At 53.7% G+C, this 20339-nt stretch carries 21 protein-coding genes; 11 read left to right on the top strand and 10 right to left on the bottom strand.

What is annotated here, in order from left to right; all coding sequences use genetic code 11:
- The first annotated feature begins 18 nt into the window (after positions 1–18).
- The 3 genes from ACOTZD_RS22005 to xis are packed head-to-tail and all read left to right on the top strand — an operon-like array spanning position 19 to position 1202.
- A complete protein-coding gene (locus ACOTZD_RS22005) occupies positions 19–642 on the top strand; it encodes a morphogenetic protein (protein ID WP_126490763.1) in 624 nt (207 codons plus the stop codon).
- Positions 629–871 (top strand): DUF4060 family protein, encoded by a 243-nt coding sequence (locus ACOTZD_RS22000; RefSeq protein ID WP_126490762.1) that lies wholly within the window; start codon positions 629–631, stop codon positions 869–871. Before ACOTZD_RS22005 ends, ACOTZD_RS22000 begins: the two co-directional genes overlap by 14 nt.
- A 46-nt stretch (positions 872–917) precedes the next feature.
- Positions 918–1202 carry an excisionase Xis gene (xis, locus tag ACOTZD_RS21995; RefSeq protein ID WP_023314677.1) on the top strand — a complete coding sequence of 95 codons (285 nt, stop codon included), beginning with the start codon at positions 918–920 and terminating at the stop codon, positions 1200–1202.
- Here the strand turns inward: xis and ACOTZD_RS21990 are convergent.
- The 5 genes from ACOTZD_RS21990 to rpoE form a co-directional block, all read right to left on the bottom strand.
- Positions 1180–2409 (bottom strand): tyrosine-type recombinase/integrase, encoded by a 1230-nt coding sequence (locus ACOTZD_RS21990; RefSeq protein ID WP_006811608.1) that lies wholly within the window; start codon positions 2407–2409, stop codon positions 1180–1182. The genes xis and ACOTZD_RS21990 overlap by 23 nt on opposite strands.
- Before the next feature lie 431 nt (positions 2410–2840).
- Positions 2841–3317: a SoxR-reducing system protein RseC gene (gene rseC, locus ACOTZD_RS21985; protein ID WP_006811609.1), complete on the bottom strand. Its 477-nt coding sequence runs from the start codon at positions 3315–3317 to the stop codon at positions 2841–2843.
- Entirely contained in the window at positions 3314–4267 is a 954-nt protein-coding gene (gene rseB / locus ACOTZD_RS21980) for a sigma-E factor regulatory protein RseB (protein ID WP_003860717.1), read from the bottom strand. Before rseB ends, rseC begins: the two co-directional genes overlap by 4 nt.
- Positions 4267–4917, bottom strand: coding sequence for an anti-sigma-E factor RseA (gene rseA, locus ACOTZD_RS21975; protein WP_003860719.1), 651 nt, complete (start codon positions 4915–4917; stop codon positions 4267–4269). Before rseA ends, rseB begins: the two co-directional genes overlap by 1 nt.
- Positions 4918–4948: 31 nt before the next feature.
- Positions 4949–5524 (bottom strand): RNA polymerase sigma factor RpoE, encoded by a 576-nt coding sequence (gene rpoE / locus ACOTZD_RS21970; RefSeq protein WP_006176728.1) that lies wholly within the window; start codon positions 5522–5524, stop codon positions 4949–4951.
- A gap of 425 nt (positions 5525–5949) precedes the next feature.
- Between rpoE and nadB the strand changes: the two genes are divergently transcribed.
- Complete coding sequence (gene nadB / locus ACOTZD_RS21965) at positions 5950–7569, top strand: L-aspartate oxidase (protein ID WP_045894643.1); 1620 nt, start codon at positions 5950–5952, stop codon at positions 7567–7569.
- Here nadB and trmN read toward each other — a convergent pair.
- Positions 7554–8291: a tRNA(1)(Val) (adenine(37)-N(6))-methyltransferase TrmN gene (trmN, locus tag ACOTZD_RS21960; RefSeq protein ID WP_045894642.1), complete on the bottom strand. Its 738-nt coding sequence runs from the start codon at positions 8289–8291 to the stop codon at positions 7554–7556. The genes nadB and trmN overlap by 16 nt on opposite strands.
- Positions 8292–8423: 132 nt before the next feature.
- Here trmN and srmB point away from each other — a divergent pair, with 132 nt between their 5' ends.
- Entirely contained in the window at positions 8424–9752 is a 1329-nt protein-coding gene (gene srmB / locus ACOTZD_RS21955; protein ID WP_174402419.1) for an ATP-dependent RNA helicase SrmB, read from the top strand.
- Positions 9753–9804: 52 nt separating this feature from the next.
- On the opposite strand, the gene grcA is transcribed toward srmB, so the two are convergent.
- The gene (gene grcA, locus ACOTZD_RS21950) at positions 9805–10188 is read right to left on the bottom strand and encodes an autonomous glycyl radical cofactor GrcA (protein WP_003860727.1); all 384 of its coding nucleotides are present in this window, start codon (positions 10186–10188) and stop codon (positions 9805–9807) included.
- A 315-nt stretch (positions 10189–10503) separates the two neighbouring features.
- Between grcA and ung the strand changes: the two genes are divergently transcribed.
- The gene (gene ung, locus ACOTZD_RS21945) at positions 10504–11193 is read left to right on the top strand and encodes a uracil-DNA glycosylase (RefSeq protein ID WP_003860729.1); all 690 of its coding nucleotides are present in this window, start codon (positions 10504–10506) and stop codon (positions 11191–11193) included.
- 39 nt (positions 11194–11232) lie between these two features.
- Here ung and ACOTZD_RS21940 read toward each other — a convergent pair whose 3' ends face one another.
- Positions 11233–12318, bottom strand: coding sequence for a tRNA/rRNA methyltransferase (locus tag ACOTZD_RS21940; protein WP_023314680.1), 1086 nt, complete (start codon positions 12316–12318; stop codon positions 11233–11235).
- A 204-nt stretch (positions 12319–12522) separates the two neighbouring features.
- Between ACOTZD_RS21940 and trxC the strand changes: the two genes are divergently transcribed.
- From trxC to ACOTZD_RS21915, 5 genes are all read left to right on the top strand, one after another.
- Positions 12523–12942: a thioredoxin TrxC gene (gene trxC / locus ACOTZD_RS21935; RefSeq protein ID WP_003860733.1), complete on the top strand. Its 420-nt coding sequence runs from the start codon at positions 12523–12525 to the stop codon at positions 12940–12942.
- Between the two features lie 70 nt (positions 12943–13012).
- Positions 13013–13711, top strand: a complete 699-nt coding sequence (gene tapT / locus ACOTZD_RS21930) for a tRNA-uridine aminocarboxypropyltransferase (RefSeq protein WP_003860734.1) — start codon at positions 13013–13015, stop codon at positions 13709–13711.
- Between the two features lie 35 nt (positions 13712–13746).
- Complete coding sequence (locus ACOTZD_RS21925; protein ID WP_174402421.1) at positions 13747–16410, top strand: bifunctional acetate--CoA ligase family protein/GNAT family N-acetyltransferase; 2664 nt, start codon at positions 13747–13749, stop codon at positions 16408–16410.
- A gap of 109 nt (positions 16411–16519) precedes the next feature.
- Positions 16520–17875, top strand: a complete 1356-nt coding sequence (gene pssA, locus ACOTZD_RS21920) for a CDP-diacylglycerol--serine O-phosphatidyltransferase (protein ID WP_026094276.1) — start codon at positions 16520–16522, stop codon at positions 17873–17875.
- 45 nt (positions 17876–17920) lie between these two features.
- Complete coding sequence (locus ACOTZD_RS21915; protein ID WP_003860739.1) at positions 17921–18244, top strand: YfiM family lipoprotein; 324 nt, start codon at positions 17921–17923, stop codon at positions 18242–18244.
- On the opposite strand, the gene ACOTZD_RS21910 is transcribed toward ACOTZD_RS21915, so the two are convergent.
- Together ACOTZD_RS21910 and ACOTZD_RS21905 are read right to left on the bottom strand one after the other, a co-directional pair.
- Positions 18241–19548 (bottom strand): MFS family transporter, encoded by a 1308-nt coding sequence (locus tag ACOTZD_RS21910; RefSeq protein WP_048208219.1) that lies wholly within the window; start codon positions 19546–19548, stop codon positions 18241–18243. The two genes, ACOTZD_RS21915 and ACOTZD_RS21910, sit on opposite strands and share 4 nt — an antisense overlap.
- Before the next feature lie 151 nt (positions 19549–19699).
- Positions 19700–20152, bottom strand: coding sequence for a DUF4385 domain-containing protein (locus tag ACOTZD_RS21905; RefSeq protein ID WP_174402422.1), 453 nt, complete (start codon positions 20150–20152; stop codon positions 19700–19702).
- Positions 20153–20339 lie beyond the last annotated feature (187 nt).

The following is a 20339-nucleotide window of genomic DNA, read 5'->3' as shown; positions in this document are numbered from 1 at the left end:
CGCCCTCCCAGTAACAACATGACGAAAATTATCGAACGCGGGATGATTTTTAACAGCGAGATGGTGCGCGCCATCCTCGACGGCAGGAAGACGCAGACACGGCGCCCGGTAAAGTTTCCGATATTGGATAGAAATCTTGGGTGCGAGCTGGCTGACAATGAACTGGCAGGGGAGCTGTCGGCAGGGAACTATCTGAACAGCGCATTTGGCAAGCCAGGCGACCGCATCTGGGTGCGCGAGACGTGGGCGCGCTACAACATCGACCAGAACAGCCACGACATAGCGTACCGCGCCACAACTCCAGCAGACTGGCCAGAAGAAGGCCGCTGGCGTCCAAGCATCCACATGCCGCGCTGGGCGAGCCGCATCACGTTGGAGATTACCGGGGTGCGGATTGAGCGCTTGAATGGCATCAGTGAAGCGGATGCAGAAGCGGAAGGCATCGACATGGATGCACTTGCTGACTCACAGGACTGTTACGACTGCATTGCAGGCCACAACATGACCGGAAGACCAACGGCAACAGGCGCATTTAAGTACCTGTGGGAATCCATCTACGGTTCTGACAGCTGGCGCGCTAACCCATGGGTCTGGGTGATCGAGTTTAAGCGTATCGAAGGAGATGGCCATGCGACTGATTAACCGAGGTAACCAGCAATCCCCGTTAGCGCGTCAGGCATGCGAAATCGCGCTGGCTGCCCACCAGCAAAGATACGGCGACTATGGGCGCAGCAAGATGAAAGAGACCTACACGGTGAGAGTTGAAGGCGTGAAGGTCTGGGTTGAGGTGGTGAACCGCAAGACGAGCTATGTGGCCACGGCAATGACAGGCATGCGCCGCATGCGTGCCCTTCCCGGCCAGGTGTCCTGATAAAGAATTATCAAACGGCCCCGGTAGGGGCCCTTGGAGAATAAAGATGAGCAAAGCAACGAATAAATTTGAGCTGATGAGCACTAAAGACATCTGCGGGCAGCTGTGTATTTCCTCACGTACGCTCGAACGCTACAGGAAAAGAGCCCCAAACGAGAACCCTTTCCCTGAGCCCGATTGCGCTTACATGGGCGGCCCCAATAAATGGTTAAAAACCAAAGTTACAGCCTGGCAAATCAGAGAGATGTCCAGGACCACCCGCAAGCCTATGTCCCACTTAAACCTCACGCGTGATGATAAAGGCCGCCTCACCCGACCTGACGCGGCGTGAACTCCAGAATGTCGGGCTCGACGATGCTCATAAGTCGGGCCCACCACTTACCATATGCCACTCTCATTTCCTCAACATAGGTGTGCTTGTCGTATACCGACCACACCCCAGGCAGTTTGTGCCCGAGCATTATCTCGGCGATATGCGGCTCGGTTAGCTCTGAGAAATTCGTTCGCGCAGTTCGGCGTAGGTCATGAATAGTAAAGTGTGGGACCTGCTCGTTATAAGCCTTGAGCATGAACTTAACCAGGTTGCTGCTGATGCTCATATGGAAGCCTTCACTCATCGGCTTGTCTTCATATTTTGAAAAAACAAAGCGTCCAGGCGCCAGCTCAATGGCCCGTTTTATCAGCGGGAGCATTTCCGGGATGATAGGTCGAATTATCGGTTTCTTTGTCTTCCGCCCTGTCTTGTGGTTTTCCCATGGAACAGTCCAGATCCCTTCTTCAAAATCAAAGTGTGCGACTTCAGCCTGCCGGAGTTCGCCGACCCTGCACGCCCATATCAGTGACAATTTATAGAGGATCTTGTTTCGCTCAATGAGTCGGGAATCCTCAATGGCTCGCCAGACAATCGCCAGTTCTTTACGGTCCAGGGTTCGCTCACCCATTTGTTTCTGGATGCCGAAATCACGCCCAGACATTTCTGACAGCGGGTTAACTTCCAGCAGCTGCCGTTTCACTGCCCAGGAATAACACTGTCGGCCGTTGCTGATCACGCGCCGGGTGATCTCGCTGTAACCCTGGGCCAATCTGTCCAGGACAGTGAGCCAGTTGTGTAACGTGAGCTGATGCGCAGGGTATTTCCCGAGCTTGGGGAAAACGTGCAGTTCAAACGAGCGGAGGACCTGCCCGGCTGATTCTTTCTGAATGCAGACCATTGAGTGCCATTCACGGAACAGCTCTTCGAAGGTGTACTGGCTATTAATCTTGGCTTTGTCGAGGCTTTGCCTGATCCTTGGGTTTTCGCCACGGGCAAGAATAGCGGCCCACTTAGCCACTTCATCGCGCGCAGCCTTTAAACCGAACTCCGGATAGCTGCCGATCGTCATCTTGTCCTGTTTACCCAGGAAGCGGAATCGGTAGAAAAAAGTAACGGCCCCCTTTTTGGAGATACGTACCCACAGACCATCACGGTCTGCCTTTTCTTCAACTTTGTCTCGTTCGCGCCCAAGGCACGACTTTAGATAACTATCTGAAATAGCCATGATTTGTCCCTGCGTGTGTCCATCAGAACGGGGGGTTATGTGTCCATCATAGGATATGGACGCACTGGTGGACACAAAAACCATGACTTATGATGTCGTAGGTTGACTGTACATGCAAACAGTATAATTTTTGGAAAGGCTGATTTGATGGGGATCTTGAGGCGTTTTTGTCGGAGGTTTGCGGAGGCTGGCGGGGTATCAATTATCGATGTGAGCAATGATCGAAAAGTTACGTATGTTCTTCATATAGTTAAATAATTATGCCTTACGAATTCCTGGAGGCCGCTGTTCTTAGCCTGACGTTTTTCAGTGCGAAAACGCAGCATTCTACACTACATCCTCGTCAGCTGGAACTGCACTTAGAGCCAGGTATAGCGCGAAGAGACGGCGTTTTCTTTATTGCGATGTAAATAATAATAAAGCCCGGCAGATCACCGGGCCTCAGAAGAGAGCGTCTCAACACGAAGTTGGTCGGGTGCCAGTGCAACGCTGAGGATAACGGGCTGCCACGCTTCCCGGGCGGCAAGCCTTGGGGAAACGCCTTTAGCAAGCCAGAACCCGCCCACGCCGCCCAACGCGGCCCCGCACATGGCGGCCAAATCTGTGCCGAACAGCATCTGGAAAACCCCGCCCATCACGAACAGACCTGCCAGCGGAGAAAGGTAAACCAGCATGGCGGAAGTGAGCAGACTACCTTCAGCGATGCCCAGCTCCACTTTTTGCCCTGCCACCAGCGGCTGATCGCTCGGCACAGCAATAGTGTGCGACGTTTGCGGCCCCAGCTTATTCAACACGCGGCTGCCGCAACCGGCTCGCGAAGCGCAACTGCTGCATGATGCTTTAACGTCACAGCTAACAAGCGCTACGCCATCCTGCCAGGATACGACCGTGGCCCACTCTTTAATCATTGCGCAGCCCTGAATTTAATGCTGTCGGAAATACGTTTTGCCGTTGGCGGCGGTAATTCACCGACAATGGTAATTTCCGCATTATCGCGCACCGTCGTGCTGACCGTCCGGCGACCGGTACGGAGCATCTGTTCGGAACTGTTCGCCGTAGCGCGATTAATATTCACCGAGAAGCTAAACAGCCCATCGGAATAGAGTCGCGACTCAACCGGAGTTTCGATAGTAGGCAGCTGGCGACGACTGCTGGAAACTTCGCTGAACCCTTGCGGGATCCAGGATGGTACCCAGTTAAAATTGACAGAATCGCCGGCAGGCACGGAAAGCAAAGGCGGCAGGCTGGCTTTGGCCAGATTCTGCATGCTGTTGCCGACCTGACTGTTTACGTCAAAGGAGATCACACGGAACTGCTCCAGCGTTTCACCGTCGCGATCGAGCAGATCAACGCGCATCGGCAGCTTCGTCTCTGCGTCAATCCAGACGATATAGCTGTAACGCGTCCCATCCCGCGCAACAACGCGGATCACTTCGCACAGCCTGTCGGCAATACGCGTTCGCCCCACCGAGATAAAATCATAGTAGGGGGCGAGACGTTTAAAATCGGTGTAAATGAGCGACGGCAGGGAGTCAACGATGTAGTCACCATTGAGCGTAAACGGCTCAAGGCCAGGCTCGAAATAGCTGATTTCGTTCCCACGCTGGACCACTTCCCGACGCGGGCCATCCATCTGTAAAAGCTGGGCGAGCGGCTGGTTATCAAGGCGGGCGTGGCGATAGCGTAACGATTCGACACCCTGCTTATTGATGCTGATAAATGCCAACTCGTAATTGAGTGACTGGCTGGCCAGATTCATTTGCTGCAACAACGCCCCGGATGAAACATCAGCCGAGGCGTTAGCAGAGAAGAACAGGCTACCCGCCATCAAAGACATGGCGAACCAAAGTTGCTTCATTACTGCGATTGCGTTCCTAAAGTTTGGTTTCCTGGCACCTGCACAGCAGCCTGCTGGGTTTGGGCCTGCTCAAACTGAAGCTGCTCGGAGTGCAGACGGCGCTGCAACTCGTAATCCTGCAACATCGCATTAATGCGACGGCGCTGCTCCTGTACCTGCTGTTGCTGTCCGCCGCTTGCGGAGGCATCTGCCGGTACGCCCAGGCTAACCGGGCTGGCTTTACCCATCATCGGCAGCGTATTAAACACTGGCGCTTCAGGTTGCTGATTGGCTTCAGACTGAGTGTTATAGTGCTGGACCCCAACGATAACTGCAAGCGATACGCACGCAGCGACCCCCATCTGGGTGAGCTGGCTGGCCCATGGACGCACCTTGTGCCAGAACGGCATTTTCTGCCACTGGTGAGGTGCAGGCTGCGCTTCAGGAATCAGCGGCGTGGTCTGATGAACAGGTTCGTTCTCAATGGCCGCCATAACGCGTGCTGAGATATCGAAATGGAGAACCTCACTGGTATCACCGCGCAGCGTGTCGCGGATAAGATGATAGCTCTCCCAGGTCTGTTGCATTTCGGGAGAATGAGACAACTCATCGAGCAGCTCATTATCCAGCGTTTCACCATCCATTAAAGCGGAAAGTTTTTCTTTCTGCATGCCTAATACCTTTTCCAGTATCCCGCTATCGTCAACGCCTGATAAGCGGTTGAACTTTATTATCAATGGCTTCTCGCGCACGGAAAATTCGTGAACGAACCGTGCCGACCGGACAATCCATGATGGCGGCTATCTCTTCATAGCTTAGGCCATCCAGCTCCCGTAACGTAATTGCCATGCGTAAATCTTCCGGGAGCGACTCGATCGTGCGAAAAACGATTTGTCTCAGTTCTTCTGACAACATTAAGTTCTCAGGGTTCGAAATTTCTTTCAGCGCGCCGCCACTTTCGAAGTTTTCTGCGTCGATAGCGTCAACATCACTTGAAGGCGGACGCCGGCCCTGAGCAACCAAATAATTCTTAGCCGTATTGACTGCAATACGATACAGCCAGGTATAAAAAGCACTATCCCCCCGGAATGAATCCAGCGCGCGATAGGCCTTAATAAAAGACTCTTGTACAACATCAGGAACATCGCCTGACGGTACATAGCGGGAAACCAGACTCGCTACCTTATGCTGGTAGCGCACCACCAGTAGGTTAAAAGCTTTCTGATCTCCCTTCTGGACCCGTTCAACCAGGACCTGGTCCGTTAACTGCTCGCTCATCCGAGGTAATGTCTCCCCAAACCAAATTCCACGCGTTATCGAAACGCCACTCTAACAACATTGCACTTTGAGCAAGCACCGAATTAGAGTGTCTGTTCTTCAATAAGTTCCGTAACGCCTTTGTTTTTGTTCATCGCGCCGCAGACCATTCATTTTCTCTCATTATAAGTCTGTTCACGATACGCACCCGCTTTCTGACAAGAATCATTAACTTTATCGTCAGAAGAGTAACGCAACACAGGCTTTATTTCACCACAAAATCTGAAGCTAACGATCTGCTTCGCAAAATATTTCCGGCCATTTAGCGCAGATTTAACCTCCGGGATTCCGTTTAGTCATTGCAACACACCTCAAAAAAAACGTGCGATATCTCGCATCGCAATGCTATTCTCCCCACACCATGTTTAGTAAATTAAACAAACATCATGAACACGACGCCTGAACTTCATTGTGATGTACTGATCATTGGCAGCGGTGCTGCCGGCCTCTCCCTCGCACTGCGCCTGGCGGAACATCAGAACGTAATCGTGCTGAGTAAAGGGCCGATGAGCGAAGGTTCCACCTTCTATGCACAAGGCGGTATTGCCGCGGTGTTTGATGAAACGGATAGCATTGCCTCGCATGTAGAAGACACCCTGATTGCCGGCGCCGGGATTGTGGATAAGCATGCCGCAGAGTTTGTCGCCAGCAATGCACGCCACTGCGTGCAATGGCTTATCGATCAGGGCGTGCTGTTTGATACGCAGGTTCAGCCTAATGGTGAAGAGAGCTATCACCTGACCCGTGAAGGCGGGCACAGCCACCGCCGTATTCTGCACGCTGCTGATGCAACCGGAAAAGCGGTTGAAACCACGCTGGTCAGCAAAGCCCTCAGCCATCCCAATATTCGGGTACTAGAGCGCAGCAACGCCGTCGACCTGATTATTTCCGATAAAATTGGCCTGCCCGGCACGCGCCGTGTTGTCGGCGCATGGGTGTGGAATCGGAATAAAGAGAAGGTGGAAACCTGCCAGGCAAAAGCCGTTGTGCTGGCCACCGGCGGCGCCTCCAAGGTTTACCAGTACACGACTAACCCGGATATCGCCTCCGGAGACGGTATCGCCATGGCCTGGCGCGCAGGTTGCCGCGTGGCGAATCTGGAGTTTAACCAGTTCCATCCTACCGCCCTGTTCCACCCGCAGGCGCGTAACTTCCTGTTAACTGAAGCGTTGCGTGGCGAAGGCGCGTATCTGAAGCGTCCGGACGGTTCCAGGTTTATGCCGGACTTCGACCCCCGAGGTGAACTGGCACCGCGGGATATCGTGGCCCGCGCCATTGACCACGAGATGAAGCGGCTTGGCGTGGACTGTATGTATCTGGACATTAGCCATAAACCGGCAGACTTTATTCGCCAGCACTTCCCGATGATTTATGAAAAGCTGCTGAGTCTGGGTATTGATCTAACCCGCGATCCGGTGCCGATTGTACCTGCCGCCCACTATACCTGTGGCGGGGTGATGGTTGACGATCATGGTCGTACCGACGTGGATGGTTTGTATGCGATCGGCGAGGTCAGCTATACCGGCCTGCATGGTGCGAATCGCATGGCCTCAAACTCGCTGCTGGAGTGTCTGGTGTATGGGTGGTCGGCTGCGGAAGATATTACCAAACGCATGCCCTATGCACGTCCGACAACACACTTGCCGGCATGGGATGAAAGTCGGGTAGAAAACCCGGACGAACTGGTGGTAATCCAGCATAACTGGCACGAGCTGCGGCTTTTCATGTGGGATTATGTCGGGATTGTACGTACAACGAAGCGTCTGGAACGCGCGTTACGCCGCATCATGATGTTGCAGCAGGAAATCGATGAATATTACGCCAACTTCCGCGTTTCTAATAATCTGCTGGAGCTGCGCAACCTTGTGCAGGTTGCCGAGCTGATTGTGCGCTGTGCAATGATGCGCAAAGAGAGCCGTGGCCTGCATTATACGCTGGACTATCCCGAACCGCTTGAAACGTCCGGGCCGTCGGTGTTGACGCCGCAGGTTCACATAAACAGATAAAAGGCCTGGGTCAGAGCTGTGTAATCTTCGGAATAACGCTGGTCTGGCCCACGAATGACCATCCTGTCGATAAAGCACTCGCCCTCTTTCGGCGAGAGTGCCAGCAACACGCGGTGCGGTAAGCGTCCTTCCGTATCCGAAATATCGGTACGAAGACGCAGATTCCAGCCGATCTCATGTGCGATCTCAATGAAGGTATTACCCGTGCTTACAGGCAAGACCACGCAGAAAAATCCCTCTTCCGAGATGAGCTCCGCCGAACTGGTCAGTAGCGCCTTGTGATCGAGCGAGCCGGTGTAACGTGCCTGCTCGCGTTCCGGCGTGCCACATTCCACGCCTGGCGTAAAATATGGCGGATTGCTGACAATCAAATCGTAACGCGCGGTCTGCTCCGGCGCCCAGGTCAGGACATCGGCGCATTCTACCCTGATGCGTTCTGCCCACGGAGAGTCGGCAGCGTTTTCACTTGCCTGCCGGGCCGCCTGAGGATCAAGCTCAACGGCATCGATCGTGACGTGTTCTTCCGTTCGCTGCGCCAGCATCAGCGCCTGAAGTCCGCTGCCCGTACCAATATCCAGAATGCGTTTTACACCTGCGACAGGAGCCCATGCCCCCAGTAAAATACCGTCTGTACCGACTTTCATCGCACAACGATCGTGCGCCACAAAAAACTGTTTAAACGTAAAACCATCGCGGCGCAACTGCGCTTTGAGTTGAGACATGTCAGGGCAACCTTCTGAGTGAAACTGGAGTAGCATAGGGGAAAGCGAAGTGGTCGAAAAGCGATATCCATACAAACAGATGAAGATTACAGCCGTAACGTCTATAATCAGCGCCCCACACAGAGGTAGAACATGACTGTAACGACTTTTTCCGAACTTGAACTCGATGAAAGCCTGCTCAATGCCCTTGAGAGCAAAGGCTTTACACGCCCGACCGCCATTCAGGCCGCGGCCATTCCGCCTGCGCTTGAGGGCCGCGATGTGCTCGGTTCTGCGCCAACCGGCACGGGGAAGACAGCAGCCTACTTGCTGCCTGTGTTGCAGCATTTGCTCGACTTTCCGCGTAAAAAATCAGGCCCGCCGCGCATTTTGATCCTGACCCCGACCCGTGAACTGGCGATGCAGGTTGCCGAACACGCGCGTGAGCTGGCGGCGAACACCCATCTGGATATCGCGACCATCACCGGCGGCGTAGCGTATATGAACCACGCCGAAGTGTTCAGCGAAAACCAGGATATCGTTGTCGCGACGACAGGCCGTCTGCTGCAATACATAAAAGAAGAGAACTTCGACTGCCGCGCAGTGGAAACGCTGATTCTCGATGAAGCTGACCGCATGCTGGACATGGGCTTTGCCCAGGATATCGAACACATCGCGGGTGAAACGCGCTGGCGTAACCAGACAATGCTGTTCTCGGCAACCCTTGAAGGGGATGCCATTAAAGATTTCGCCGAACGTCTGCTGGAAGATCCGGTGGAAGTGTCCGCTACGCCATCGACCCGTGAGCGTAAGAAGATCCACCAGTGGTACTACCGCGCAGATAACCTTGAGCATAAGGTTGAGTTGTTGAAACACCTGCTGAAGCAGGAAGAGGCAACCCGTACCATCGTATTCGTACGCAAACGTGAGCGCGTGCATGAACTGGCAGAAATGCTGCGCAATGCCGGTATCAACAACTGCTATCTCGAAGGTGAAATGGCGCAGGTTAAGCGTACCGAAGGGATTAAGCGCCTGACCGATGGCCGCGTGAATGTGCTGGTTGCCACCGACGTTGCCGCGCGCGGGATCGACATCCCGGACGTGAGCCACGTGATCAACTTTGATATGCCGCGCAGCGGTGATACTTACCTGCACCGTATTGGTCGTACCGGCCGTGCGGGCCGCAAAGGTATTGCTATCTCTCTGGTAGAAGCGCACGACTATTTGCTGCTACAGAAAATTGGCCGCTACGTTGAGGAGCCGCTGAAAGCTCGCGTGATTGACGGACTTCGTCCGACCACACGTGCGCCGAGTGAAAAAATGACGGGTAAACCGTCCAAGAAAGCGCTCGCGAAACGTGCTGAGAGAAAAGAGAAAGAAAAAGAGAAGCCGCGCGTTAAACAGCGCCACCGCGATACCAAAAATATTGGTAAGCGCCGTAAGCCAAGCTCTGCTGCGTCAGAGACAAAAACGGAAGAGTAAAAAAAAGCCGGGACATTCCCGGCTTTTTTATTCCACCCCCAAAGCTGAAACCTTACAGGCTTTCAGTAAAGGTACGCGCGATAACGTCGCGCTGCTGTTCCGGGGTCAGAGAGTTGAAACGCACCGCATAGCCAGACACACGGATGGTCAGCTGCGGGTATTTTTCCGGGTGCTCAACGGCATCCATCAGCGTTTCGCGACGCAGGACGTTAACGTTCAGGTGCTGACCACCTTCCACGCGTACTTCTGGCTGCACTTGCATTGGAATTTCACGGTATTCAATTTCGCCCAGTTTGCTCACCGGAACGATTTCGTCTTCCGCAAAACCTGCTTTCGCTACTACACAGCGCGCTTCGTTTTTCTCGCTGTCCAGCAGCCAGAAAGAGTTCAGCAGATCGTCATTTGCAGCTTTAGTAATCTGGATACCTGTAATCATGTGTTGCCTCCCTTAGGCTACATTAACTGATGCTGGCCTTTTGCGGCCAATTGGTAAAACCATTGTTTGTTGTGTGTATATATAACATTCAGACCCGGGTGATTTATTGATTTAAATCAACAAAACCACCAACCACACAAAGAGTGTGGTCTGTATTTTTTGTTTTAGATCAATTTTAAAGGGTTACTAATTCAACTTATCCTGCCTGGTTTTCAACATAAATTGAGTCACTTAGCCTGCTTTTCCGCGGGTAATTTTGCTCGTTGGGGTTTAACAGGTAAGCTAGACACAGAATGAGATTCGCAGGAGAGCGAGATGACAACACCTTTAACCTGGCATGACGTGCTGGCTGAAGAGAAGCAGCAGCCCTATTTTATAAATACCCTCAGTACCGTTGCGGCTGAACGGCAGGCCGGCCAGACAATTTATCCGCCGCAGAAAGATGTGTTTAACGCCTTCCGCTACACCGAACTGAGCGATGTAAAGGTGGTTATCCTGGGGCAGGATCCGTACCACGGCCCCGGGCAGGCTCACGGACTGGCATTTTCCGTGCGTCCGGGCGTGGCCATCCCCCCTTCTCTGTTGAATATGTATAAAGAGCTGGAAGGAACGATTCCGGGTTTCACCCGCCCTAATCACGGTTATCTGGAAAGCTGGGCGCGCCAGGGCGTGCTGTTGCTGAATACCGTATTAACTGTCCGGGCGGGTCAGGCACACTCCCACGCCAGTCTGGGTTGGGAAACCTTTACCGATAAGGTTATCAGCCTGATCAATGAGCATCGTGAAGGCGTCGTGTTTTTACTCTGGGGTTCGCATGCCCAAAAGAAAGGGGCGATTATCGATCGTCAGCGTCATCACGTGCTGAAGGCGCCGCACCCGTCGCCGCTGTCTGCGCATCGTGGTTTCTTTGGCAGTAATCATTTTGTTCTGACGAATGAGTGGCTGGAAAAGCGTGGCGAAAAGCCGATTGACTGGATGCCTGTGTTACCGGCAGAGAGCGAGTAGGGTTTGAATGTGCCGGGTCAGGCCCGGCACATAAAAGGCTTATGCCTTGTTCTGACGCCACCATTCCGCCAGCAGCACGCCGGTCGCAACGGATACGTTCAGGCTTTCAACGTTGCCAGTGCCGTCGATAGAGACGCTCAGGTCAGCGCTGGAGAGTGCCGCATCAGACAGACCATCGCGCTCCTGACCTAACACCAGCACCATTTTGCGCGGCAACGTCGCTTTAAACAACGGCGTAGCGGCACGGCTTGAGGTGGTGACAATGGTGTAGCCCGCGTTACGGAATTGTTCAAGGGCTTCCAGCACGCTGTCGCCGGTGATCGGCTGAACGTGCTCTGCACCACCTTCCGCGGTACGAATCGCCGCACCGGATTCCAGCAGCGCGGCATCCTGCAACAGAACGCCTTTCACGCCAAAGTGCGCGCAGCTACGCATCATAGCGCCCAAGTTATGCGGGTTACCCACATCTTCCAGCGCCAGTACGCAGTCATCGGCATCCGCCTGGCTAACCCACTGCTGCACGGTAGTGCCGTTACGTTTTTTGATCAGGAAGCAGACGCCGCCGTGGTGTTCTGTACCGGACGCTTTTGTCAGCTCGGCATCGTCAACCACGTGGTAGGCTTTGCGGTTCGCCGCCATCCAGCGCAGCGCTTCTTTAAAGCGCGGGGTCACGCTCTGGATAAACCATGCACGAACGATACACTCCGGGCGGCTCTGGAACAGGGCCTGACAGGCGTTCTCACCGTAGACACGGGTCTCTTCCGCACGCTGACGACGCAGCACTTCCGGATCGATAAAGCTTTTTCCGCTGATACCGCCGTGATCGGCTTTTTCGGTCGTCTCTTCACCGGGCGCGCGAGAAACGGTACGCCATGGCGATCCACCGTCGCGGACAAAATCATCGCGTTTGCGATCGTCACGCTTACGGTCATCACGTTTGCGGTCATCGCCGCGGTTATTTCTGTCATCGCGGGCGGGGCGACGGCCACCGTCTGCACGAGAAGACGCCGGACGCCCGCCACCTTTTCCGGTACGCGGATTTTGGGTGCGTTTATCAGAGTCATCATCACTGCGGACATACATCACTTTGACCTTGCCGCTTTTGTTTTTCATTTCGTCGTTCATGCTTTTCTCCACCAGCGCTGCGCGAAGCGCGCAGATTACCCGATGTGCAAGCTCATAGCCATAATTTCGTACAAAAGCCTGTGACTATTGTTCCCATTGAATAAAACGCGTTGTCGTTTCATACAGGCTCACTGATAATATGTAACATATCAGAAACATTATCGGCGTTCTGCCGTTGTTCCACGGCTCTATCAGAGGTTAGTTATGAATACCGTATGTGCCAACTGTCAGGCTTTAAACCGCATTCCGGACGATCGGATGGATGACGGTGCGAAATGCGGGCGTTGTGGCCACGAATTATTTGATGGCGATGTCATTAACGCGACGGGTGCTACGCTGGACAAACTCCTCAAGGACGATCTGCCTGTTGTGGTCGATTTCTGGGCACCGTGGTGCGGCCCCTGCCGTAACTTTGCGCCCATCTTCGAAGACGTGGCTGAAGAGCGCAGCGGGAAAATGCGTTTTGTCAAAGTGAATACCGAAGCGGAACGTGAACTCAGCGCCCGTTTTCGCATTCGCAGCATTCCAACCATTATGATTTTCAAAAATGGTGAAGTGATCGACATGCTCAATGGTGCAGTACCGAAAGCGCCTTTCGACAGCTGGTTAAACGAATCCCTGTAACATTCGCGGGGCATATCTTGTGCCCCGTTCTCTCCTCTGCGAAAATGGGGTTTTTCCTGCCTTTTCGCCCATGACTGATAACGCTGTACTTCAATTACGCGCCGAGCGCCTTGCGCGCGCCACCCGCCCTTTTCTGGCCCGAGGCAATCGTATTCGCCGCTGCCAGCGCTGCCTTTTACCGCTGAAAGTGTGTCTGTGCGAAACGCTTGCACCGAGCGAGGCGAAAAGCCGCTTTTGTCTGGTCATGTTCGATACCGAACCGATGAAGCCCAGCAACACAGGGCGTTTGATCGCCGATATTCTGCCCAACACCGCAGCGTTTCAGTGGTCGCGCACTGAGCCACCTCAGGCTCTGCTCGACCTGGTGGCAAGCCCGGACTATCAGCCCATGGTCGTTTTCCCGGCATCATATGCAGGCGAACAACGTCAGGTACTTACGGCGCCACCATCCGGTAAGCCGCCGCTGTTTATTATGCTCGACGGCACCTGGACCGAAGCAAGAAAGATGTTTCGCAAAAGCCCTTATCTTGATGCGCTGCCGGTGATTTCCGTCGATCTGTCGCGTGTTTCGGCCTATCGCTTGCGTGAAGCGCATGCCGACGGTCAATATTGCACCGCTGAAGTCGCCATAGCGCTACTGGATCTGGCGGGCGATACCCAGGCGGCCGGCGCGCTGGGCAGTCACTTCTCCTGCTTCCGCGAACGTTATCTTGCGGGAAAAACCGTTCATAAGGGTAGTGTCACAGCAACTGAGGCAGAAAGCGTTTAAAATCATCAGGTCGCTTGCATTCACAGGAGGCCTGCATGAGCCAGAGAGGGTTAGAAGCGCTACTCCGTCCGAAATCCATTGCCGTTATTGGCGCCTCGATGAAACCGGACCGCGCAGGGTATCTGATGATGCGCAATCTGCTGGCTGGCGGGTTTAACGGCCCGGTCATGCCCGTTACGCCCGCTTATAAGGCGGTACAGGGGGTGCTGGCGTGGCCGGACGTGCAAAGTTTACCGTTTGTTCCCGACCTCGCCGTGCTCTGTACGCATGCGAAACGAAACCTCGAATTGCTTGAGTCGCTCGGTCAGAAAGGCTGTAAAACCTGCATTATTCTTTCCTCGCCTCCTGAACAGCAGCCCGAACTGCTGACCTGCGCCAGCCGCTACCAGATGCGCATTCTTGGTCCAAATAGCCTCGGTCTGCTTGCGCCCTGGCAAGGGCTGAATGCCAGTTTTTCCCCGGTTCCGATCCGTAAAGGCAAACTGGCCTTTATTTCGCAGTCGGCTGCGGTATCCAATACCATCCTCGACTGGGCGCAGCAGCGTGAGATGGGCTTTTCCTATTTCATTGCCCTCGGCGACAGCCTGGACATTGACGTCGATGAGCTGTTGGATTTCCTGGCGCGTGACAGCAAAACCAGCGCTATCCTGCTCTACCTTGAACACCTGAGCGACGCCCGTCGTTTTGTGTCGGCGTCGCGTAGCGCATCACGTAATAAACCGATTCTGGTCATCAAAAGCGGGCGCAGCCCCGCGGCTCAGCGCCTGCTACATTCCCGTTCCGGGATGGATCCCGCATGGGATGCAGCGATCCAGCGCGCCGGTTTACTGCGGGTACAGGATACGCACGAGCTTTTTTCCGCCGTCGAAACGTTAAGCCACATGCGCCCCCTGCGCGGTGAAAAGCTGATGATTGTCAGCAACGGTGCAGCTCCCGCCGCCCTGGCGCTGGACGAGCTCTGGCTACGCAACGGCAAGCTGGCCACGCTGGGTGAAGAGACGCTCCAGCGCCTGCGGGATGCGTTACCGGGAAGCGTTGTTCCCGATAATCCCCTCGATTTGTGCGATGATGCCAGCAGCGATCGTTACATTAAGGCGATCACGATTTTGCTGGATAGCCAGGACTTTGATGCGCTGATGATTATCCATTCGCCCAGCGCGGTTGCGCCAGGCAGCGAAAGTGCGCGTGCGCTGATTGAGGCGGTCCGAAACCATCCCCGCGGTAAATACGTTACCCTGCTGACCAACTGGTGCGGCGAATTCTCCTCGCAGGAGGCACGGCGTCTGTTTAGTGAAGCCGGGTTGCCAACCTACCGTACCCCAGAGGGCACCATTACCGCGTTTATGCATATGGTTGAATACCGCCGCAACCAGAAGCAGCTGCGTGAAACGCCTGCCCTGCCGGGCAATCTCACCGCAAATTCGGTGGATGTGCACAGGCTTTTGCAGCAGGCCATCGAAGAGGGCGCCACTTCTCTTGATACACATGAGGTACAACCCATTCTTGGCAGTTATGGAATGCAAACCCTGCCCACCTGGATTGCCGGCGACAGCGCTGAGGCGGTACATATTGCTGAGCAGATTGGTTATCCGGTCGCGCTGAAGCTGCGCTCTCCCGATATTCCGCACAAATCGGATGTGCAGGGCGTCATGCTGTATCTGCGCACCGCGACAGAAGTACAACAGGCCGCGGATGCCATTATAGATCGCGTAAAAATGACGTGGCCACAGGCCAGGATCCACGGCCTGTTGGTGCAGAGCATGGCCAACCGTGCGGGTGCGCAGGAGCTGCGCGTGGTTGTCGAACACGATCCGGTTTTTGGCCCGCTCATTATGCTGGGTGATGGCGGCGTTGAGTGGCGGCCAGAAGAACAGGCGGTTGTCGCGCTTCCCCCTCTGAACATGAACCTGGCGCGTTATTTAATTATTCAGGCCATCAAAAGCAAAAAAATCCGCGGGAGAAGCGCTCTGCGGCCGCTTGATATCGCCGGGTTAAGCCAGTTTCTGGTGAAGGTCTCCAACCTCATTGTTGACTGTGCGGAGATCCAGCGCCTGGATATTCACCCCCTTCTTGCCTCCGGAAATGAATTTACCGCCCTGGACGTGACGCTGGATATTGCGCCCTATATCGGTGACCCGGAAAGCCGTCTCGCCATTCGTCCTTATCCTCTTCATCTGGAAGAGTGGGTGGAGATGAAAAATGGGGAGCGGGCGCTGTTTCGCCCTATCCTGCCGGAAGACGAGCCGCTGCTGCGGGCGTTCATCTCGCAGGTGACGAAGGAAGATTTGTACTATCGCTATTTCAGCGAAATCAATGAATTTACCCATGACGATTTAGCCAATATGACCCAGATCGACTACGATCGAGAAATGGCGATTGTGGCGGTCCGCCGTTCCGGAGCGGGAGAGGAGATCCTCGGCGTGACGCGTGCCATTTCCGACCCGGATAACGTGGATGCCGAGTTTGCCGTACTGGTGCGTTCCGATCTTAAGGGTTTGGGGTTGGGCAGACGGCTGCTCGAAAAACTCATTGGTTATACGCGCGATCACGGATTGTCACGCCTGAATGGCATTACTATGCCAAACAATCGGGGTATGGTGACCCTGGCGCGGAAGCTCGGTTTTGACGTTGATATCCAGCTGGATGAAGGCATTGTCTCTCTGTCCCTCAGCCTGACTTCGACGGATAAACAAGAGTAAGCTGCTGGAAATGTTACCCACTTTTACCGGCACTGGGGTATCATTGTCCGCTTATGTTGTTTGCCTGGTACAGACAACCCTTCAATGAACAGAGAAGAAACGCACTGTGATGTTGTCAAAATTTAAGCGTAATAAACATCAACAACACCTTGCTCAACTACCGAAGATTTCTCAGTCAGTTGATGATGTAGAGTTCTTTTATGCTCCCGCTCATTTCCGGGAGACGCTTCTTGAAAAGATTGCCAGCGCTACGCGACGTATTTGCATTGTGGCGCTCTATCTTGAACAAGATGAAGGTGGGCGTGCGATCCTGAACGCGCTCTATGAAGCGAAACGTCAGCGTCCGGAACTGGATGTTCGCGTGCTGGTTGACTGGCACCGTGCTCAGCGTGGCCGTATTGGTGCGGCTGCCTCGAATACCAATGCTGACTGGTATTGCCGCACGGCCCAGGAAAATCCGGGTATTGATATCCCGGTGTATGGCGTACCGGTGAATACCCGTGAAGCGCTTGGCGTTCTTCATTTTAAAGGATTTATCATTGATGACAGCGTCCTTTATAGCGGCGCCAGCCTGAATGATGTGTATCTCCATCAGCTCGATAAATACCGCTACGATCGCTACCATCTGATCCGCAATCCGCAGATGGCTGACATCATGTTCAACTGGGTTGATAAAAACCTGGTTCATGGTCGGGGTGTGCACCGTCTTGACGATCCTCATCGCCCGAAAAGCCCGGAAATCAAAAACGACGTTCGCTCCTTCCGCCAGGAACTGCGCGATGCGGTTTATCGTTTTCAGGGTGATGCCAGTAATGAAGAACTGTCCGTTACGCCCCTGGTAGGCCTGGGGAAATCCAGCCTGCTGAACAAGACCATCTTTCATTTGATGCCGTGCGCTGAACATAAGCTCACCATCTGCACCCCTTACTTTAACCTTCCCGCCGTTCTGGTGCGTAATATCATTCAGCTGCTGCGTGATGGTAAAAAGGTGGAAATCATTGTCGGGGATAAAACGGCAAATGACTTTTTCATTCCGGAAGATCAGCCTTTCAAGATCATCGGCGCACTGCCTTATCTCTATGAGATTAACCTGCGCCGCTTCCTGAGCCGTTTACAGTACTATGTGAACACGGACCAGCTGGTTGTGCGTCTCTGGAAAGATGAAGACAACAGCTATCACCTCAAAGGGATGTGGGTGGATGACGAGTGGATGCTGCTGACCGGTAATAACCTGAACCCACGCGCCTGGCGTCTGGATCTGGAAAACGCCATCCTTATTCATGATCCTCAGCATGCGTTAGCCGCGAAACGCGATCGTGAGCTGGAGCTTATACGCACGCATACCACCGTGGTTCGTCATTATCGCGATCTGCAAAGCATCGCTGATTATCCGGTGAAAGTTCGCAAGCTGATTCGCCGTCTACGTCGGATCCGTATCGACCGCCTCATCAGCCGCATTCTGTAATACACGAGCCCTGTCATCGACGGGGCTTTTTTATGGAGTCTGTTAATGCGTACGCCTTTCCTGATAATCCCTCTTTTCCTGACCGGTTGCAGCCATATGGCTAATGATAACTGGTCGGGTCAGGATAAAGCTCAACACTTTCTGGCGTCTGCAATGTTGTCCGCTGCGGGTAATGAGTATGCGCTGCACCAGGGGTATAGCCGGGATCGAAGTGCCACAATGGGGCTCATGTTCTCCATTAGCCTGGGGGCATCAAAAGAACTTTGGGATAGCCGCCCCTCGGGAAGCGGCTGGAGCTGGAAAGATTTTGCCTGGGACGTAGCCGGGGCAACAACCGGCTACGCCGTCTGGCAGATGGCGCATTATTAAAGGCGGATCCCTTTTCCTTTACGATGCAGCATCAGGGAGACAATAAACGCCAGCGCCCCCATGATGGTGACATACCAGAAGAAGGTCGTTTCACTGCCCCATGACTTTAGGGATAGCGCGACATATTCTGCTGATCCGCCAAACAGGGCGTTAGCGACCGCATAAGAGAGGCCTACGCCCAGCGCCCTCACCTGTGCGGGAAACATTTCCGCTTTCAAAATGCCACTGATTGCCGTGTAAAAACTAATAATAATAAGTGCCACCATAATCAAAGCGAAAGCGGCATACGGAGAGGTTGTATGCTGTAGCGCCGTCAAAAGCGGAACAGTCCCCAGGGTGAGCATGCCACCAAAGATCAGCATGGAGGTGCGGCGACCTATTTTGTCCGACAGCGCGCCAACAATCGGCTGGATGAGCATAAAGACCAGTAACGCCACCGTCATGACGACACTCGCAACGTTAGCATGCATGCCCGTCGTGTTGACCAGATATTTTTGCATATAGGTGGTGAAGGTATAGAAGCTTAGCGAGCCTGCGGCGGTAAAGCCTAGTACCATCAAAAATGCTTTGCGGTTACGCCACAGCCCTTTCATCGAACCGGCTTCTTTCAGCGCCCTGACCTCCTGTTGGGAGGTTTCATCAAGCTGACGGCGTAACCACAGCGCCACAACCGCCAGGGCGGCCCCCAGGGCAAACGGTATGCGCCAGCCCCAGGCGCGTAAATCTTCATCGCTAAGGATTTGTTGAAGGATCACCACAACCAGTAACGCCAGTAGCTGTCCGCCAATGAGGGTTACATACTGGAATGATGCATAGAAACCTTTGCGCCCTTCAACAGCCACTTCGCTCATGTATGTCGCGCTGGTGCCGTATTCGCCACCCACTGACAGCCCCTGGAACAGACGTGCCAGCAACAGCAACGCCGGTGCCCATGTTCCGATAGTGTCATATCCGGGAAGGCAGGCAATCACCAGCGAGCCGACGCACATCATGCATACGGAGATGAGCATGGATGTCTTGCGCCCTTTCCTGTCCGCGATCCTGCCGAACAGCCATCCGCCAATGGGACGCATCAGGAACCCGGCGGCAAAAACGCCTGCGGTTTGCAGAAGCTGCGTTGTGGTGTTCCCTGATGGGAAAAAGATATGCGCAAAGTAGAGTGAACAGAATGAATAGACGTAAAAATCAAACCACTCTACAAGGTTCCCCGATGAGGCTCCAACAATTGCCCAAACCCGACGGCGAGTATCCTTGCCTGCTAAATTTGTGTTATCCGTATCTGCACTGGCTACGGTTTCTGTCATTTTAAAATCCCCTGTCTCACATTGCGGGCCATTGCCCACAAACAGTAAAACCGGATTTAAAACGAATCGTTAGGTAAATAAAATGTTTCCAATATGTTTCATTGGATTTTGTGAACTCGATCAGGTATCGAATTATTAGCGGACGTAGTAATTATCCCCACGCTTGCTGGTGAGCCTTTTTTCGCTGCAAATAATCTTCATCGGCACGAATTTTATCCCACCACGTTTTGAATACCGCAGCGGCCTCTGCTTTTACTGGATCGTGATCGAGGGGTTTGACCTGGCGCTTCTCATCATACTTTTTTCCGCCTTTATGATTGGCGTATCGCCGGGCACGGGTGTATCCCATCTGTATGAATTTACGCGCCATATCCATACCTACAAAATCGTTATTCCTGCGGTACTCTTCAAAGAGGGCGTAGATCTCTTCTGCCGAACGCGCTGCGACTTCAGCATTTCTATAACGCCAGTGTGGAAGGATTTCGCTTTTATAAGGCTCGACCATCAATACGCCCTGCTCACCCCGGCCCACCTGATACCGTTCGGGATGTTCGCGAAAATTAATATTGGCAAAATCTTGTTGATAATCAAAGGAACGAGTCAAAGCGGCACCATTGTTAAAATTGTTTTAACAATTGTAGGCCGGATAAGGGGAAGCCGCCATCCGGCATGTTTTCCGCGCCCAAAGCAAAAAACCCCGTACCTTACGGTACGGGGTTTTTCTTGTTTGATGCCTGGCAGTTCCCTACTCTCACATGGGGAGACCCCACACTACCATCGGCGCTACGGCG

The organism is Enterobacter cloacae complex sp. SHL022 (assembly GCF_049237785.1).
Classification (GTDB): Bacteria; Pseudomonadota; Gammaproteobacteria; order Enterobacterales; family Enterobacteriaceae; genus Enterobacter; species Enterobacter hormaechei_C.
This window is presented reverse-complemented; position numbering and strand designations above follow the sequence as displayed.

Coding starts and splice junctions, on each gene's coding strand:
- pssA (WP_026094276.1), top strand. CDS start 16,520: ATGTTGTCAAAATTTAAGCGTAATAAACATCAACAACACCTTGCTCAA.
- srmB (WP_174402419.1), top strand. CDS start 8,424: ATGACTGTAACGACTTTTTCCGAACTTGAACTCGATGAAAGCCTGCTC.
- nadB (WP_045894643.1), top strand. CDS start 5,950: ATGAACACGACGCCTGAACTTCATTGTGATGTACTGATCATTGGCAGC.
- trmN (WP_045894642.1), bottom strand. CDS start 8,291: ATGTCTCAACTCAAAGCGCAGTTGCGCCGCGATGGTTTTACGTTTAAA.
- rseA (WP_003860719.1), bottom strand. CDS start 4,917: ATGCAGAAAGAAAAACTTTCCGCTTTAATGGATGGTGAAACGCTGGAT.
- rseB (WP_003860717.1), bottom strand. CDS start 4,267: ATGAAGCAACTTTGGTTCGCCATGTCTTTGATGGCGGGTAGCCTGTTC.
- rseC (WP_006811609.1), bottom strand. CDS start 3,317: ATGATTAAAGAGTGGGCCACGGTCGTATCCTGGCAGGATGGCGTAGCG.
- xis (WP_023314677.1), top strand. CDS start 918: ATGAGCAAAGCAACGAATAAATTTGAGCTGATGAGCACTAAAGACATC.
- grcA (WP_003860727.1), bottom strand. CDS start 10,188: ATGATTACAGGTATCCAGATTACTAAAGCTGCAAATGACGATCTGCTG.
- ACOTZD_RS22005 (WP_126490763.1), top strand. CDS start 19: ATGACGAAAATTATCGAACGCGGGATGATTTTTAACAGCGAGATGGTG.
- rpoE (WP_006176728.1), bottom strand. CDS start 5,524: ATGAGCGAGCAGTTAACGGACCAGGTCCTGGTTGAACGGGTCCAGAAG.
- tapT (WP_003860734.1), top strand. CDS start 13,013: ATGACTGATAACGCTGTACTTCAATTACGCGCCGAGCGCCTTGCGCGC.
- ung (WP_003860729.1), top strand. CDS start 10,504: ATGACAACACCTTTAACCTGGCATGACGTGCTGGCTGAAGAGAAGCAG.
- ACOTZD_RS21940 (WP_023314680.1), bottom strand. CDS start 12,318: ATGAACGACGAAATGAAAAACAAAAGCGGCAAGGTCAAAGTGATGTAT.
- ACOTZD_RS21925 (WP_174402421.1), top strand. CDS start 13,747: ATGAGCCAGAGAGGGTTAGAAGCGCTACTCCGTCCGAAATCCATTGCC.
- trxC (WP_003860733.1), top strand. CDS start 12,523: ATGAATACCGTATGTGCCAACTGTCAGGCTTTAAACCGCATTCCGGAC.
- ACOTZD_RS21915 (WP_003860739.1), top strand. CDS start 17,921: ATGCGTACGCCTTTCCTGATAATCCCTCTTTTCCTGACCGGTTGCAGC.
- ACOTZD_RS21910 (WP_048208219.1), bottom strand. CDS start 19,548: ATGACAGAAACCGTAGCCAGTGCAGATACGGATAACACAAATTTAGCA.
- ACOTZD_RS22000 (WP_126490762.1), top strand. CDS start 629: ATGCGACTGATTAACCGAGGTAACCAGCAATCCCCGTTAGCGCGTCAG.
- ACOTZD_RS21990 (WP_006811608.1), bottom strand. CDS start 2,409: ATGGCTATTTCAGATAGTTATCTAAAGTCGTGCCTTGGGCGCGAACGA.